Here is a 16,362-nt window from a genome sequence, read left to right as displayed (position 1 = left end):
AGTTAGTATTCAAAACCAATTTAAAATTAATTACACATGAAAACACTACGGTATAGATCAAGAGGAGAAGAAGTAAATTTTTTAGAACAGATATTGGTAAAACTCGGATATAACGTTTTTGTTTCCAATTATTTTGGAAAAGATACTGATACGTCGATCAGGGACTTTCAGCAAAAAAATAATCTCGTAATTGACGGAATTGTAGGTCTCAAAACCTGGACTAAGCTTATTTCTGCAGAACAATCATCTCTGGAATATCAGGATAAATTACTATCAGAACAGGATTTGATAGATTTTTCAGTACAATATGATCTGGAATTAGCTTCGGTAAAGGCAGTCAATGAAATCGAGAGTAATGGAAAAGGGTTTTTAATTGATGGGAGACCGAAAATTTTGTTTGAGGGTCATGTCTTTTGGAAACAACTCAAAAAAGCCAACTTAAATCCAGAAGACTATCAAACTGAATTTACCAAAAATGTCTTGCACCCTTCTCCAAACAGGGACAATTATGTAGGAGGATCCAGAGAATATGACCGACTAGAAAAAGCTGCCGGAATGAGTGATTTACCTGCAATACACAATGCTGCATACGCTTCTGCTTCCTGGGGAGCATTTCAGATTATGGGCTATCACTATAAAAACTTAGGGTATTCGTCTATAGACGCTTTTGTTTCCAGAATGTATGAAGATGAAGGTAAACACCTGGAAGCTTTTGGCAAATTTCTGGAAGCCAATAATCTTGTGAGGCATCTTAAAAGTAAAAACTGGGAAGCTTTTGCCAAAGGATATAATGGTTCTGGATATAAAAAATATAAATATCATACAAAACTAAAAAAAGCGTACGATAAATATAAAAACTTATAATGGATACAGATACTACTACAAACTCCCCCTTTGATTTTTTGGCTTCGGTAATTAAACATCGTTTAAAATCTGAACGCTCCGGAGAAACACAAAATATTCCAGAATATATTCCAGAGAATTTTGATAATTCGTCTATTTCTAAATTCATCAAAAAAACCGAACTCCCATTTATCGAAGCAACTATTTTACTGCTTGCGCTGGTTCCTCATGTATCTCCTGGATTTTTAAACAGTATATTAGAAAATTATTTTCCTGATGGAGGAGAATTTCCAGAATTTGGAGGTATAAAAGGCTCACAATTTCGAGGTATTTTTCCAACAGGGAATACTGTTTTATATATTCTTGCCGGAAACGATATCCAAAAAAGAATCGAAATATCTGAGATTTTTGATTCTCAACATATCTTTAAAAGGAATAATATTATATCTCTGGACATTCCTGATAAAGGAGAACCAGAAATGAGCGGGCGTTTATTAATTGATGAAGAATATTTATCGTGGATTACTAAAGAAAAAATAGTACATCCGGAATTAAGTGAAAAATTTCCTGCGCAACGGATTACCACAGAATTAATTTGGAATGATCTTATTCTTGATCAGGAAACCATGCAACAGGTTCGCGAAATAGAAACCTGGTTAGCTCACGAAAAAACGTTTAGAACTGATTGGAATATGGGTAAACGAATAAAACCAGGATATAGGGTATTGTTTTCTGGTCCTCCCGGAACCGGAAAAACATTAACAGCTACTCTTCTTGGCAAATATACTCAGAAAGATGTCTACAGAATAGATCTATCTATGGTAGTATCTAAGTTTATCGGAGAAACCGAAAAAAACCTTGCAAACTTATTCAACAAAGCAGAAAATAAAAACTGGATACTATTCTTTGACGAAGCAGATGCCATTTTCGGAAAACGTACAGAGGTTAGAGATGCACATGACAAATATGCCAATCAGGAAGTCTCTTATTTGTTACAACGGATAGAAAACTATAATGGCTTGGTTATACTGGCATCTAACTTTAAAAAGAATATTGATATCGCTTTTACAAGAAGGTTTCAATCCATTATAGCGTTTAAAAATCCAACTAAAAAAGAAAGACTTTTATTATGGAAGCACAATATTCCACAAATAGCAACCTTAGCTAATACTATCAATTTAGAAGAAATCGCCACTCAATATAATATTACAGGAGCTAATATCATAAACGCTATACAATATGCTTCAATCCAAACGATTGCCAAAAACAAAAAAGAGATCAGCTCTGAAGATATCATTAATGGTATCAAAAAAGAATATATAAAAGAAGGAAAAATGATGTGATCATATACGCAAAACATCAAACTTACCTCCTAATACTGCCCATCGAATTGTTACGATCCTCAGAAATGCTTTCTTTTCAAAGCAAACGTTTGGTAAACTAAATCCTGTATAGTTTTTGTATGAGTTCTCGTTTTCTGATATGCAAAAATAAAGAAGCTAAGAGAAAACGAGAGATATTTTCTAGTATCCAGGTGTATACTAATACGATTTATAACTAAAAATTTCGCATATTCATCGTTTCTTTTTCCTTTCTACTTCGTTTAAAAAATAAACCGTAGCTATAGCTATGCTTGATTTTTTTGCCTTGCATAAAGAAAAAATAATTCAATGAATTTATACGAATTTTTTAACCACAAATCGTATAAGAACCATAGGTTTCTGAGAATACGTTAAAAAAGAACTTATACCTCTAAAGACTAGTTTGCAAGTGAAGAGACTGAAAAAAATCATTGATGGATCAAACAATAAAGGTGGTTATGTAGACTACAAAAAAATAATGAGTTTGTTGTAGTGTATTTACTTTTTGGAGGTTTTAAAAGTTACCTTGGCTATTCTATTCTTTCCAGCTGCAATTGCTGTACTATCATTCATAAACCGAATTGTATAAAAACTCTCATTACTAATAGTATTCCAGGTAACTCCAGAATCATTCGAAACAGAAATCCCGGTAAAACCTACTCCTACCATTCCTTTGGCCTCACTGTTAGGAATATATCGAATACAACTTTTATATCCCGCTCCTACCCCATTCGCAACTAGATTCCAAGTCTTTCCCCCATCTTTTGTAATTGCCTTATTTTTATCATTATTTTCGGGATTTGTATAGTCACCACCAAAAATAACTCCATTTCTATCATCATAAAAATCCACAGAATATCCTCCTGTTGTGGTAGAACCCTGAATAATTGGAGTTTCATAAACCATCCAGTTCTTCCCTTTATCTGGTGAATAAAAAACTCTAGATTTAAAACCACCGGAAATAATCCAGGTTTGATCACCAACAATAGCTATATTTCCATTACTCGCTGCAAACGCAGCTTCTCCATCAACCATAGGTGGTAGTTTCTCACAAGAAACCTTTTTCCACGTTTCTCCACCATCTCTTGTAACGATAATTGATAAACATCCATCTATTGGGTCTCCCATGGCAACTCCTTCATTATCATTCCAAAAAGAAATTGAATCATAAAAAATATGTGCGCCTTCCTCTACATACTGCAATTTTATTGCTCCCGTTTTTTTATTAATCTTATATAATAGTGCAGGTGACTCAATACTCAATATAAAAAAATTACTAGCGTTGCTATCAATTGCCCTAAAATGAGGTTTCGTTCCATTATAATCAATAGTAGCATTTTTTACAGGAACAAACTTTTGATTTTTACTCTTTCTAAAATATCCGTATTTCCCATGACTACCAGCATACATTAATAAATCTTCGTCTAATGCAATAGCTCTTATACTTATGGTGTCTTCATAAATAATTTCGATTTCAACCTCTGTAAAATCTTGTCTAATAGTTTTTTTATGAGCTGAAATCCAGAAAAAAAGTGAAATAGAAATCGGTATAAATAGTAAAAATCTCATACTCAATATTTTTAATCAAATATAATACTATTATGATGCAAAGAATTACCTTTGCTGACCTTAAAAAAATTAAGAATGCGTTTACATAGAAATCTTGTTTTTGCCGTAATTGATGGACTCAGTGAAATTTTTAATGAAGAAGCTTATGCCGATAAAATTGTTCAAAAGTTATTAAAACGTGATAAGAGGTGGGGATCTCGCGACCGGAGTTTTGTTGCAGAAACCGTTTATGATATTGTACGTTGGAAACGTCTATATGCCGAAATTGCTGAAGTAAAAGAACCTTTTTCCAGAGAAAATCTTTGGAGGATTTTTGCAGTTTGGGCAACGCTAAGAGGAATTACCTTACCAGACTGGAAACAGATTGCTCCTACGCCCACAAGACGAATAAAAGGTCGTTTTGACGAACTTGGTAAAATAAGAAAATTCAGAGAGTCTATTCCTGATTGGATGGATACCCTCGGAGAAAAAGAATTAGGCGCTAAATGGGACAAAGAAATCAGTGCTTTGAATCAACAAGCTCCTGTGGTTTTGAGAACTAATGCTCTCAAAACTACAAAAGATGCCCTAAGAAGTATTCTTGAGGATGAAAATATAGACACAGGGTTTGTAAAAGGGTATCCATATGCTTTACAACTTACCGAAAGAGCCAATGTTTTTTCTACAGAAGCTTTCAAAAAAGGACTCTTCGAAGTTCAGGATGCATCATCACAATTAGTAGCAGAATTTTTAGATGTAAAAGCTGGACAAAGAGTTGTTGATACCTGTGCCGGAGCTGGAGGAAAAACACTACATCTCGCAGCTCTTATGGAAAATAAAGGTCAGATTATAGCGATGGATATTTATGAAAATAAGCTTAAAGAACTAAAAAGAAGAGCTCGCCGTGCTGGCGCACATAATATAGACCCAAGAGTCATTGAAAGTACAAAGGATATCAAAAAGTTATATGAAAAAGCAGATCGTGTATTGATAGATGCACCGTGTAGCGGACTTGGAGTCCTAAGCAGAAACCCTGATGCTAAATGGAAGCTAAAACCTGAATTTCTAAATCAAATCAAAAAAACTCAATTGCAAATCTTAGAAAGTTATTCTAAAATGGTAAAATCTGGAGGAAAACTCGTGTATGCAACTTGTTCCATTTTACCTTCAGAGAATCAAGATCAAGTTAAACTTTTTTTAACATCAGAAATGGGTAAAGAATTTATATTTGTCAAAGACAAAAAAATACTTTGTTCTTCTTCAGGTTTTGATGGGTTTTATATGGCTTTACTAGAAAAAAAATAACTCAATTTACGTACAAAATGAAAACTAAATTATTTTTTATACTCTTAGTAGGAGTATTTATGGGGTATGGTCAACAAGCATACTATAATGATGTTGATCTTACAAAAACTGGCATTGAACTCAGAGATGAACTCGCTTTAAAAATTGAAACGACCCATACCAGGTTTTTATCCTATACACCTGGAATATGGGAAGCTAGCAGGATAACAGATGAAGATCCTGGTAATAAAGACAATGTGATACTGATCTATGGGTATGAAAACGGTACAGATGCTGATGTAACCAATGACATTAGCAGAAATAAAAATAATAATGGAGGGGATAATGGAGAATGGAATCGAGAACATACATATGCAAGATCTTTAGGAACTCCTAATTTAGGACTAGAAGGACCGGGAGCTGATGCGCACCATCTCAGACCATCAGATGTGGAGAGAAACAGTAATAGAAGTAATAGGAAATTTGCTGATGGCAGCGGAAACTCCGCAATAACGGCACAAGGAAACTGGTATCCAGGAGATGAATGGAAAGGAGATATTGCCCGGATGATGTTATATATGTATTTACGTTATGGTGATCGTGCACTTCCTTCTAATATAACCATTGGAACTACCAATACTATTGATGCTAATATGATTGACCTTTTATTAGAGTGGAACGCAGAAGACCCTGTTTCGAGAATAGAAAAAAATCGTAACAATTATCATAATTCCACAGAAACGTATGCTCAGGGAAACAGAAACCCTTTTATTGATAACCCTAACTTAGCTACAAAAATATGGGGGGGGGCTATAGCCGAAGATTTATGGAACACCACTACCTCGGATGTAGAAATACCTACTTCTCCTTCAAACCTGGTAGCCGATGTGATTGGATATGATAAGATTACTATTTCCTGGACTTCTTCTACCGATAATATTGAGGTTATTAGATATGATATTTTTGTTGATGGAAACTATGTTACCAGTACACCAAATACAACTACCGATATAATTTCGTTGGCACCAGAAACCTCCTATAACATTGAAGTTTTTGCTATTGATCTTTCAGAAAACATTTCATTAGCCAGTAATTCTCTTAATGTAGCGACAATTAGTGTCCCTAATTTTTTAATAAATGAGAATTTCAATGATTGTGCAACAGTAACTAATAATTTTACTACGATTAGTGAATCAAGTACGTTGGATTGGAGATGTGATACTGATGCTGGTCAGGATAGTTCTGGCGGATATCAGATGAATGCTTTCAGTAGTGGTAGTACAGTACCTAGTATTGACTGGCTAATTACTACAAATCCTATCAATTTTGATGCTACAGAAAATGAGTCTTTGAATTTTTATACCAGATCCGAATTTGGCAATACAGCATTACAATTATTATTTTCCTCAGAATATGATGGCAATGGAAATCCTTCTGATTTTATATGGACACCAGTACCCAATATTGTAATACCCTCGCACCCGTCGGGCAATGGTTCTTCTGATATAAATACTTTTGCTGATGTTGATATTTCATCTATTACCGGAACAGCCTATATTGCTTTTAAGTATGATACGGATGGCGGTAATGCTACACGATGGACCGTCGATAATTTTCAGATTATTGGCGAGAATATACTTACTATAGATGAACAATATGCAAACACATTCTTCATATTTCCGAATCCATCTCATGGTCGAATATTCATAAACACAGAAAGTAATTGGAAAGAACTTTTACTATATGACTTAAAAGGAAGTTTACTAAAAAAGGAAATAAATAACGCTTCTAACCAGATTACTTTAGAAAATCTTCCTAAAGGAATATTGTTATTAGAGATCATTGCTCCTTCTGGACAAAATTTTATACAAAAAATAGTGGTTGACTAATCAGATATTTCAATATTTATCTAACCATAATTTATATCAATTCTGCTTTAAAAATACAGACCAATTGACCAAACTAATCCATTGTGCATTTAGTCATTTTTGGGATAAGATTTGTTAGTTCGAGTGCTTTGACCTTAGGAGAAGTGTATCGAGAACAGAATTTAAATCCAAAAAAGCTGCTCTCGATACATTTTGTCTTCATTTCATGTAGGCAAAACACTGTAATCGATGCTTTTTAAACATAATTATTTCTAAATTCAAAAACAAGTGAAACTATTATTAAGTTAATCAACATGGCGTCTTTTTGGATTGTATCCTATTCATTCAAAATATATTGAATCAACGAAATCTGAATGAGGGATTATAAATTGATGATTCTAAATTAATTTATATAGAAAAGTGGTAAATTTGCAGCTTATTAAAAATAACACAAAGCCTCGGAGTATGATCCACTTCTTCGGAAACCCAAAAGAGAAAGTATTTGCATTACAAACCGCTAAAGAAATCTCAACTGAAAATATTAAAAAACTAAACTGGTTATTTGGTAACCAACCTAAAATCCCATCGGTGTCTATTGACGCCTTTTTTGTTGGTCCACGTGCTGCTATGATTACTCCCTGGAGTACTAACGCTGTAGAGATTACTCAGAATATGGGCATATCCGAAATTATAAGAATCGAGGAATTCGAGGCAATACCAGATGATTTTATGGGTTTTGACCCCATGCTTTCTCAAAAATATTCTAGTTTACATCAAGATATCTATACCATTGATATTGAACCCGAAGTAATTCTAAAAATTGATGACATAGCTACATACAACAAAAAGGAAGGTCTTGCCCTTAGTGCTGAAGAAATTGAATACCTGGAAAATGTTTCTAAAAAAATAGGACGAAAACTTACAGATTCTGAAGTCTTCGGTTTTTCACAAGTAAATTCAGAACATTGCAGACATAAAATATTTAACGGTACTTTTATTATTGATGGAGAAGAACAGCCTACTTCTCTTTTTAAGTTAATCAAGAAAACTTCAGAAGAAAACCCTAATAATATCGTTTCTGCTTATAAAGATAATGTAGCCTTTATAAAAGGACCAAAAGTGACTCAGTTTGCTCCAAAAAGTGCTGACAAACCTGACTTTTATGAAGAAAAAACATTTGATAGTGTTATTTCTCTAAAAGCAGAAACCCATAATTTTCCTACCACTGTAGAACCTTTTAATGGGGCTGCTACGGGTTCTGGTGGAGAAATCAGAGACCGCCTTGCTGGTGGAAAAGGTTCTTTACCACTTGCTGGAACAGCGGTTTATATGACATCATATTCCAGATTAGAAGAAAACCGCCCCTGGGAAAAAGCTGTAGAGGAAAGAAAATGGTTGTATCAAACTCCTATGGATATTCTGATCAAAGCTTCTAATGGGGCTTCAGATTTTGGTAATAAGTTCGGACAACCTCTAATTACTGGTTCTGTATTAACTTTTGAACACGAAGAAAATGCGCGTAAACTAGGATTTGATAAGGTAATTATGCAAGCAGGAGGCATTGGATATGGCAAGGCAGAACAAGCCATAAAAGATACTCCCGCAACCGGTGATAAAATAGTAATTCTGGGAGGAGAGAATTATAGAATCGGGATGGGTGGTGCTGCCGTTTCCTCTGCCGACACAGGAGAGTTTAGCAGTGGTATTGAATTAAATGCCATACAACGCTCTAATCCCGAGATGCAAAAACGCGCTGCCAATGCCATTCGTGCTATGGTAGAAAGTGATACTAACACTATTGTATCGATTCATGATCACGGAGCTGGAGGACATCTCAATTGCTTATCTGAATTAGTAGAAGAAACTGGAGGAAAAATTGATCTGGATGCATTACCTGTTGGAGATCCAACACTTTCTGCAAAAGAAATTATTGGTAATGAATCTCAGGAACGTATGGGATTAGTTATTGGCAAAAAAGATATTGACACTTTAGAAAGAATTGCTGCACGAGAACGCTCTCCTATGTATCAGGTGGGAGATGTAACTGGAGATGATCGATTTACTTTTGAGTCCAAAACTAAAGGTGATACCCCGATGGATCTAGCCTTAGAGGATATGTTTGGTAGTTCTCCTAAAACGATTATGAACGACATCACGGTAGATCGCAAGTATCAAGCTATTGTTTACAAAAAAGAAAATATTCATCATTACTTAGAACAAGTACTACAATTAGAAGCGGTTGCCTGTAAAGATTGGCTTACAAATAAGGTAGACAGATGTGTAGGTGGTAAAGTTGCCAAACAGCAATGCGCTGGTTCATTACAATTACCTCTGAATAATTGTGGAGTTATGGCACTGGATTATAATTCTAAAGAGGGGATTGCAACTTCTATAGGGCATTCGCCTATTTCTGGGCTTATTAATCCGGAAGCAGGCAGTAAAAATTCTATTGCAGAAGCATTGACCAATATTATCTGGGCACCACTAAAAGATAGTTTACAATCAGTCTCTCTTTCTGCAAACTGGATGTGGCCATGTAAGAATGAAGGAGAAGATAGTAGATTGTACAAAGCTGTAAAAGCCATTTCTGATTTTGCTATTGATTTAGGAATTAATGTCCCAACGGGTAAAGATTCCCTATCGATGAAGCAGAGATATCCTAATGAAGATGTTATTTCACCGGGAACAGTTATTATATCCGCTGCTGGTAATTGTAATGATATTACTAAAGTTATAGAACCCGTTTTACAAAAAAATGGTGGGGATATCTATTATATAAATTTATCTCAGGATACACATAAATTAGGAGGATCGTCATTCTCTCAGGTGCTTAACAAAATTGGGACAGAGGCCCCGACAATTAAAAATTCAAAAAACTTTAAAACAGTATTTAATACAATTCAGCAGCTCATACGTGAAGATAAAATTGTTGCTGGTCATGACGTAGCATCTGGTGGATTAATTACAACCCTACTCGAATTGTGTTTTGCCGATATTAGCTTAGGAGCTCAACTAGACTTTTCTTCAGTCAAAGAAAGTGATTCTATAAAATTATTGTTTTCAGAAAATTCAGGAATTGTTTTCCAAAGTGCAGCTAATTCTGATATTGAAAATATACTGACAGAAAATAACATAGAATATTTTAATATAGGGAACGTTTCAAAAAATAATACACTACAGATAAAAAATGCGGCTGATTCTTTTAGTTTCGAGATAGAATCATCGAGAAAAATCTGGTTTAGAACATCCTATCTTTTAGACAAAAGGCAAACAGCCAATAATCTGGCAAAACAACGGTTTGACAATCTGGCAAAACAACCTTTACAATATACATTCCCAAAACAATTTACAGGAAAAAAACCTGTAATTGATAATACAAAACCCAGACCAAAAGCTGCCATAATCCGAGAAAAAGGAAGTAACTCTGAGCGAGAAATGGCACATGCAATGTACCTGGCAGGTTTTGATGTAAAAGATGTGCATATGACGGATCTTATTTCTGGTAGAGAAACACTGGAAGACATTCAATTTATCGGTGCTGTTGGCGGTTTTTCTAATAGTGATGTTCTTGGTTCTGCAAAAGGATGGGCTGGAGCATTTTTATATAATGAAAAAGCAAATACTGTCTTAAAAAAATTCTTTAAGAGAACAGATACACTATCAGTAGGGATCTGTAATGGATGTCAGTTATTTATGGAATTAGAGATGATCAATCCTGAACATAATGAACATGGAAAAATGCTTCATAATGACTCTCATAAACATGAAAGTAGTTTTACTTCTGTTAAAATTCAAGAAAATAATTCTGTAATGCTATCATCACTAGCGGGTAGTACATTAGGAGTATGGATTTCTCATGGAGAAGGTAAGTTTCATTTACCACTTTCAGAAGATCAATATAATATTGTTGCAAAATATGGATATGACAACTATCCTTCTAATCCTAATGGTTCTGATTATAATACTGCAATGCTATGTGATGCAACAGGTAGACACCTTGTTATGATGCCACATATTGAGCGCTCAATTTTTCAATGGAACTGGGCTAACTACCCCGAAAACAGAAAAGATAAAATCTCCCCCTGGGCAGAAGCTTTTGTTAATGCTAGATTATGGATTCATAATCAATAATGTTTTTTTTCTATTCTTAACAAAATAAAGTTAGGGTAAATCAATAGTTAATTATTTATTATTAGTCTAATATTTCACACTCAATTGTTTTTGAAACACCATGAATCTTTGATTTATACATGTTGTGTTTTAAAAACAAATTAAAACTCTAAAACTATGAAAAAACTATTCTTATGTTTAACTCTTCTCATGTCTGCTCTGGCTATTTCACAAACCAAGCCAATATATAGTCGGGCAAAAATCACATATGGTACGCCTCAAAATTTTGAAAAGCTGCTCCAAGCCGGAATCCCTATGGATCATGGGCAACACAAAAAAGGAATGTTTCTAATTTCAGAATTTTCTGATACAGAAATAGAAACTATAAAAAGTCTGGGAATACAAGTAGATATTCTGATTGAAGATACCGTAGCAGAATTTCTTAGAAAAAATGAAATAGCAAAAACTCAAAAAGCAGTTAAAAACCTCGTCTGCCCTTCTGATAGTAATACGGTAAACACCTATCCTACTCCTGCAAATTTTGAGCTAGGCTCTATGGGAGGGTATTTGACATACCAGGAAATGTTGGATAACCTGGATGCAATGCGTTCTAAATACCCAAACCTAATCACAGCCAGAGCCGATATTGGTAGTTTTTTGACTAATGGAACACCGGACAACTCTGTTTCCCCTTCTATTGGCGGAAATGCTTTACAATGGGTAAGAATATCAGACAACCCTGATGTTGATGAAGATGAATCTGAAATTTTGTACGATGCCATTCATCACGCCAGAGAGCCAGCGAGTTTATCTCAGCTTATCTATTATATGTGGTACTTGTTAGAAAATTATGATTCTGACCCCGACGTAAAACAAATTGTTGATAATACTGAATTATATTTCATACCTGTCGTAAATCCGGATGGATACCTGTATAATCAGGTAACGAATCCTGATGGAGGAGGGCTTTGGAGAAAGAATAGGTTTAATACGCATGGAGTAGATAATAACCGTAATTATAATTTTTTTATCGGAGGAGATGCTAGCAATGGTTCTTGGGGAGGTCCCGGATCATCTAGCAATACGGGAAATGAAACCTATCACGGAGCCTCCCCTTTTTCAGAGGTAGAAAATCAAGCTATGAAATGGTTTGTAGAACAGCACGAATTTGTTATAGCAATGAATAATCATACATTTGGTGAACTTCTCTATTTTCCTCACGGATACGCTGACGTTCCAACACCAGATGAAGATGCATATATCGCGATAGGAGCTGAGCTTACCTCTCAAAATGGTTATAGTGCATTAAGAGATTCGCCATTTTCTGGCGATAGCGATGATTTTATGTATGGAACAGTGGGTACACACGATAAAATTTTTGCCTTTACTCCAGAAATCGGAAACAATTTTTGGCCTCCCTCAAATGAAATTGATGGCATTTGTAAAGATATGATGTATCTGAATCTGACCGCTGCTAAAATGACCAATAATTATGCCCAAATAGAGAGTATAGGCTCTGTATTTACAGGAGAAAACTTATCTTTTGATGCTGACTATAGATTAAAAAGACTTGGACTCACCGGTAATGGTAATTTTACAGTAAGCATACTTCCAATAAGTAGTAATATCACTAGTGTAGAATCTCCTATAAGTTATACAAATACAGTTACTGGAGTCTTTCAGGAAGATAATATAACCATTAATTTAGATAATTCAATTAATATTGGTGACGATATCTCTTATACCATACAGATTGATGGAGGTATTACAACTGAAGCGATCAATGTAACAAAAAAGTATGGAACTCCGCAAAGTATTGTTACTAATAATGCAAATAACATAAGTGATTATACGCAATCTGGGTGGTCTACGACTACTGCGACCTTTGTCTCTTCTCCAGCATCACTTACTGAATCCCCAAATGGTAATTATGAACCTAATGAGAATAAGACGATAGTGCTTAATGAAACTATTGATCTTACGAATTCTACATTTGCCAATATACACTTTTATGCTAAGTGGGATATTGAAAATAATTGGGACTATGCGCAATTCCAGGTATCTACAGATGATGGAGCGTCATGGGTCCCACAATGTGGAAAATTCACAAACCCGGGAAGTGCAAATCCCGGACAACCCACCGGAGAGCCTTTATTTGATGGAACACAATCGGATTGGGTTTTAGAAGAAATTAATCTTAGTGACTATATAGGCGAAACTATTGCAGTGCGTTTTCAGTTTGTATCTGATGGCTTCACCGAAGCTGATGGTTTCTTTTTTGATGATATTGTAGTAAACTCTTTGAATCAACCAATATTAAATGTTGAGGATAATTTACTTTCAGCTTTCAAAATCTTTCCTAATCCTGCAAAAAATGTCATAAAAATTCAACAGTCATCACCAGAAAATTATAATTTAGAAATAAGAAACCTTCTAGGTCAGAAAATCCTAAGAAAAGAAAATAATAGTGATTATCAAGAAATTGATATTTCAGGTTTTAATCCCGGATTGTATTTTGTAACTATCGAAATAAACGAAAGCAAAAAAACTTTTAAAGTATTAAAAGAATAAAACGCTAATGACATTTTACAAAAAAAGGAGATATCAAAAGATATCTCCTTTTTTTGTAGAATATATAGCTCTAAGATTTTTATACTCATAAAATTACAATCACATATCTACATAATTTTTAAATCTAAAAATTTTATAAATCCTACTAAAATAAAAAAATATACGTTTTAGACAATAATCAATAAGATTAACTCTTTAACCATATAAATAAAATGAAAAAATTATTCTTACTTGTTTTACTTATCTCTATATCAGGGATATCTCAAAAAACACCGATTTATAAAAAAGCCAAAATTAGATATAATACTATCTCAAATTTTAAAGCATTGTCAAAACTCGGTATTCCACTAGATCATGGAATACATAAACAAGGGGTTTTTATTATTTCAGATTTTTCTGAAAAAGAAATTGAAGCAGCAAAAAGTTTAGGGCTGCAGGTAGACATACTTATTGAAGACGTTGGAGCAGATTTTTTAAAACGAAATGAAATGGCTAAAAATCAAGATATAGTGCAAAACCCATCCTGCTCAACAACGGGTGGAGACGCCACCATTGACTATCCGACACCTACCAATTTCGCATTAGGATCCATGGGAGGGTATTTGACATACCAGGAAATGCTGGATAATCTTGACGCCATGCACTCCAAATATCCAAACCTTATCACTGCTAGAGCAAATGTTGGTAATTTTTTGACTAACGGAACTCCGGATAGCTCTGTTTCTCCATCTATTGGCGGCAATGCTTTGCAGTGGGTTCGTATTTCTGATAATCCCAATACAGATGAAACTACAGAACCAGAAATATTGTATAATTCTATTCACCATGCCAGAGAACCAGCCAGCTTATCACAATTAATCTACTATATGTGGTATTTATTAGAAAACTATGAAACTGACCCGGAAGTTAAAGAAATTGTGGATGCTACAGAACTATATTTTATCCCGGTAGTCAACCCTGATGGATACTTATACAATCAGGTGACGAATCCTAATGGTGGTGGATTATGGAGAAAAAATAGGTTTAACACGCACGGGGTAGATATCAACCGTAATTATGATCACTATAAAGATGGGACTCCGGCAACTGCCGTGTGGAATACAGTAGGGACTTCTAATAACACTTCTTCAGAAATCTACGCAGGAACCAGTGCTTTTTCTGAAGTGGAAACTCAGGCTATGAAATGGTTTATCGATCAACACGACTTTACTATTTCTATAGACAATCATACTTCAGGTGATTTGCTGTTAATGCCTTATGGATTTGAAGATAACAACCCAACTCCCGAAGGTGATATCTATCAGGTGATTTCAGAAGAAATGGTTTCCCAAAATAATTACAACAATATATTAATTACTGAATTAACAGTTGCCGCTGGAGGGAGTGTAGATTATATATATGGAGGAACTACAAGACCTCATAAAAGAATTTTTGGCTTTGGTACTGAAATCGGAGATTCATTTTGGCCAACATCTAATCTAATCGATGGGATCTGTAAAGAAATGATGTTTCTCAATCTCAAAGCCGCTAAACTAATCCATAATTATGGTATTGTAGAAGATAACCTTCCAGGTTTTATTCACCAAAACACTTTTAATGCTACATATACTGTAAAAAGGTTGGGGTTAATGGATTCTGGAGAAAACTTTATGGTAAGTATTATTCCTACCAGTAATAATATAACCAGTGTAGGAACCCCTAAAAGCTATAATGGGTTTACAATCGGACAGACACAAGAAGATTTTATATCAATCAATCTGGATAACACCATACAAAATGGGGATCAGATTATGTACGACGTAAAAATTGATAGTGGAGATATTACAGAAACCATCAGCGTTACTAAAACCTTTGGAAATTTATCTGTCGTTGTTGATAATAATGCTAATTCACTTAATGAATACACAAATCAGGGCTGGGGAATTTCTACAACTACGTTTGTATCCGCTACAGGATCTATTACTGAATCTCCAAATGGCAATTATGATTCTAATCAAAACAAAACAATAGAATATAATCAGATCATTGACCTTTCTTCTGCCCAAGCCGCAAATGTTCAATATTATGCAAAGTGGAATATTGAAAATAATTGGGATTACGCACAATTTGAGGTATCAACTGATGGAGGTACAAGTTGGATCTCTCAATGTGGAAAATATACAAATCCCGGAAGCGTCAATGGTTTTCAGCCCGAAGGAGAACCTCTATATGATGGTAATCAAAATGACTGGATTCTTGAAGAAATTGATTTAAGTGATTATTTAGGACAACGTATCAAAATTCGTTTTCAATTTGCCTCTGATGATCAGGTAAATAATGATGGATTTTATTTTGATGATTTAGTCGTAAATTCTTTAGATCAATCAGTACTTAATGTTAGTGATAATCTAGCATCTTTGTTCAAAATTTTTCCTAATCCAACGAATAATGTTATAAAAGTACAACCCCCATCCTTAGAAAACTATACATTGAAAATAAGGAATATCTTAGGTCAGGAAATTTTTAAAAAAGAACAAAATACTGGATATCAAGAATTTAATGTTTCAGAAATCAATCCTGGTTTATATTTTATAATTATTGAAATAAATAAGAACAGGAAAGTTTATAAAGTATTAAAACAATAAAACTTTAATTATAACCTATAAATATTAAGGAGTTATCAAAAGATAGCTCCTTTTTTCATATATTAGGGTAGTTTATTATAATATTTTTTATATTTTGCAAAAACTATGCATGCATAATAGTTTGATGGAAATATACTTTTTGTACGTACATTA

8 protein-coding genes are annotated in these 16,362 nt (G+C 34.2%); 7 read left to right on the top strand and 1 reads right to left on the bottom strand.

All coding sequences use genetic code 11. The features are described from left to right. Positions 1 to 36 precede the first annotated feature (36 nt). Positions 37 to 864 carry an N-acetylmuramidase family protein gene (locus tag F0000_RS00180; protein WP_149622668.1) on the top strand — a complete coding sequence of 276 codons (828 nt, stop codon included), beginning with the start codon at positions 37 to 39 and terminating at the stop codon, positions 862 to 864. Further along, positions 864 to 2,186: an ATP-binding protein gene (locus F0000_RS00175; protein ID WP_149622667.1), complete on the top strand. Its 1,323-nt coding sequence runs from the start codon at positions 864 to 866 to the stop codon at positions 2,184 to 2,186. The genes F0000_RS00180 and F0000_RS00175 overlap by 1 nt, the downstream gene beginning before the upstream one ends. Positions 2,187 to 2,702: 516 nt before the next feature. Here F0000_RS00175 and F0000_RS00170 read toward each other — a convergent pair. Beyond that, on the bottom strand, positions 2,703 to 3,773 hold the full coding sequence (locus F0000_RS00170; RefSeq protein ID WP_149622666.1) for an oxidoreductase: 1,071 nt from the start codon (positions 3,771 to 3,773) through the stop codon (positions 2,703 to 2,705). Between the two features lie 75 nt (positions 3,774 to 3,848). Between F0000_RS00170 and F0000_RS00165 the strand changes: the two genes are divergently transcribed. The 5 genes from F0000_RS00165 to F0000_RS00145 all read left to right on the top strand — a co-directional run bounded on the left by F0000_RS00165 (position 3,849) and on the right by F0000_RS00145 (position 16,209). After that, positions 3,849 to 5,057: an RsmB/NOP family class I SAM-dependent RNA methyltransferase gene (locus F0000_RS00165; protein WP_149622665.1), complete on the top strand. Its 1,209-nt coding sequence runs from the start codon at positions 3,849 to 3,851 to the stop codon at positions 5,055 to 5,057. 17 nt (positions 5,058 to 5,074) lie between these two features. Continuing rightward, positions 5,075 to 6,925: an endonuclease gene (locus tag F0000_RS00160; RefSeq protein WP_149622664.1), complete on the top strand. Its 1,851-nt coding sequence runs from the start codon at positions 5,075 to 5,077 to the stop codon at positions 6,923 to 6,925. A 444-nt stretch (positions 6,926 to 7,369) separates the two neighbouring features. After that, positions 7,370 to 11,035, top strand: a complete 3,666-nt coding sequence (gene purL / locus F0000_RS00155; RefSeq protein WP_149622663.1) for a phosphoribosylformylglycinamidine synthase — start codon at positions 7,370 to 7,372, stop codon at positions 11,033 to 11,035. A 156-nt stretch (positions 11,036 to 11,191) separates the two neighbouring features. Next, on the top strand, positions 11,192 to 13,585 hold the full coding sequence (locus F0000_RS00150) for a M14 family zinc carboxypeptidase (protein ID WP_149622662.1): 2,394 nt from the start codon (positions 11,192 to 11,194) through the stop codon (positions 13,583 to 13,585). A gap of 212 nt (positions 13,586 to 13,797) precedes the next feature. Continuing rightward, positions 13,798 to 16,209 carry a M14 family zinc carboxypeptidase gene (locus F0000_RS00145; protein WP_149622661.1) on the top strand — a complete coding sequence of 804 codons (2,412 nt, stop codon included), beginning with the start codon at positions 13,798 to 13,800 and terminating at the stop codon, positions 16,207 to 16,209. Positions 16,210 to 16,362 lie beyond the last annotated feature (153 nt).

Source organism: Aquimarina sp. RZ0, assembly GCF_008370685.1.
Lineage (GTDB): Bacteria > Bacteroidota > Bacteroidia > Flavobacteriales > Flavobacteriaceae > Aquimarina.
The sequence above is the reverse complement of the archived record's forward strand: the minus strand, read 5'-3'. Positions and strand labels throughout refer to the sequence as shown.

Bases quoted from the DNA above. Each gene is read 5' to 3' on its own strand.
- F0000_RS00180 (WP_149622668.1), top strand. From the start codon at position 37: ATGAAAACACTACGGTATAGATCAAGAGGAGAAGAAGTAAATTTTTTA.
- F0000_RS00175 (WP_149622667.1), top strand. From the start codon at position 864: ATGGATACAGATACTACTACAAACTCCCCCTTTGATTTTTTGGCTTCG.
- F0000_RS00170 (WP_149622666.1), bottom strand. From the start codon at position 3,773: ATGAGATTTTTACTATTTATACCGATTTCTATTTCACTTTTTTTCTGG.
- F0000_RS00165 (WP_149622665.1), top strand. From the start codon at position 3,849: ATGCGTTTACATAGAAATCTTGTTTTTGCCGTAATTGATGGACTCAGT.
- F0000_RS00160 (WP_149622664.1), top strand. From the start codon at position 5,075: ATGAAAACTAAATTATTTTTTATACTCTTAGTAGGAGTATTTATGGGG.
- purL (WP_149622663.1), top strand. From the start codon at position 7,370: ATGATCCACTTCTTCGGAAACCCAAAAGAGAAAGTATTTGCATTACAA.
- F0000_RS00150 (WP_149622662.1), top strand. From the start codon at position 11,192: ATGAAAAAACTATTCTTATGTTTAACTCTTCTCATGTCTGCTCTGGCT.
- F0000_RS00145 (WP_149622661.1), top strand. From the start codon at position 13,798: ATGAAAAAATTATTCTTACTTGTTTTACTTATCTCTATATCAGGGATA.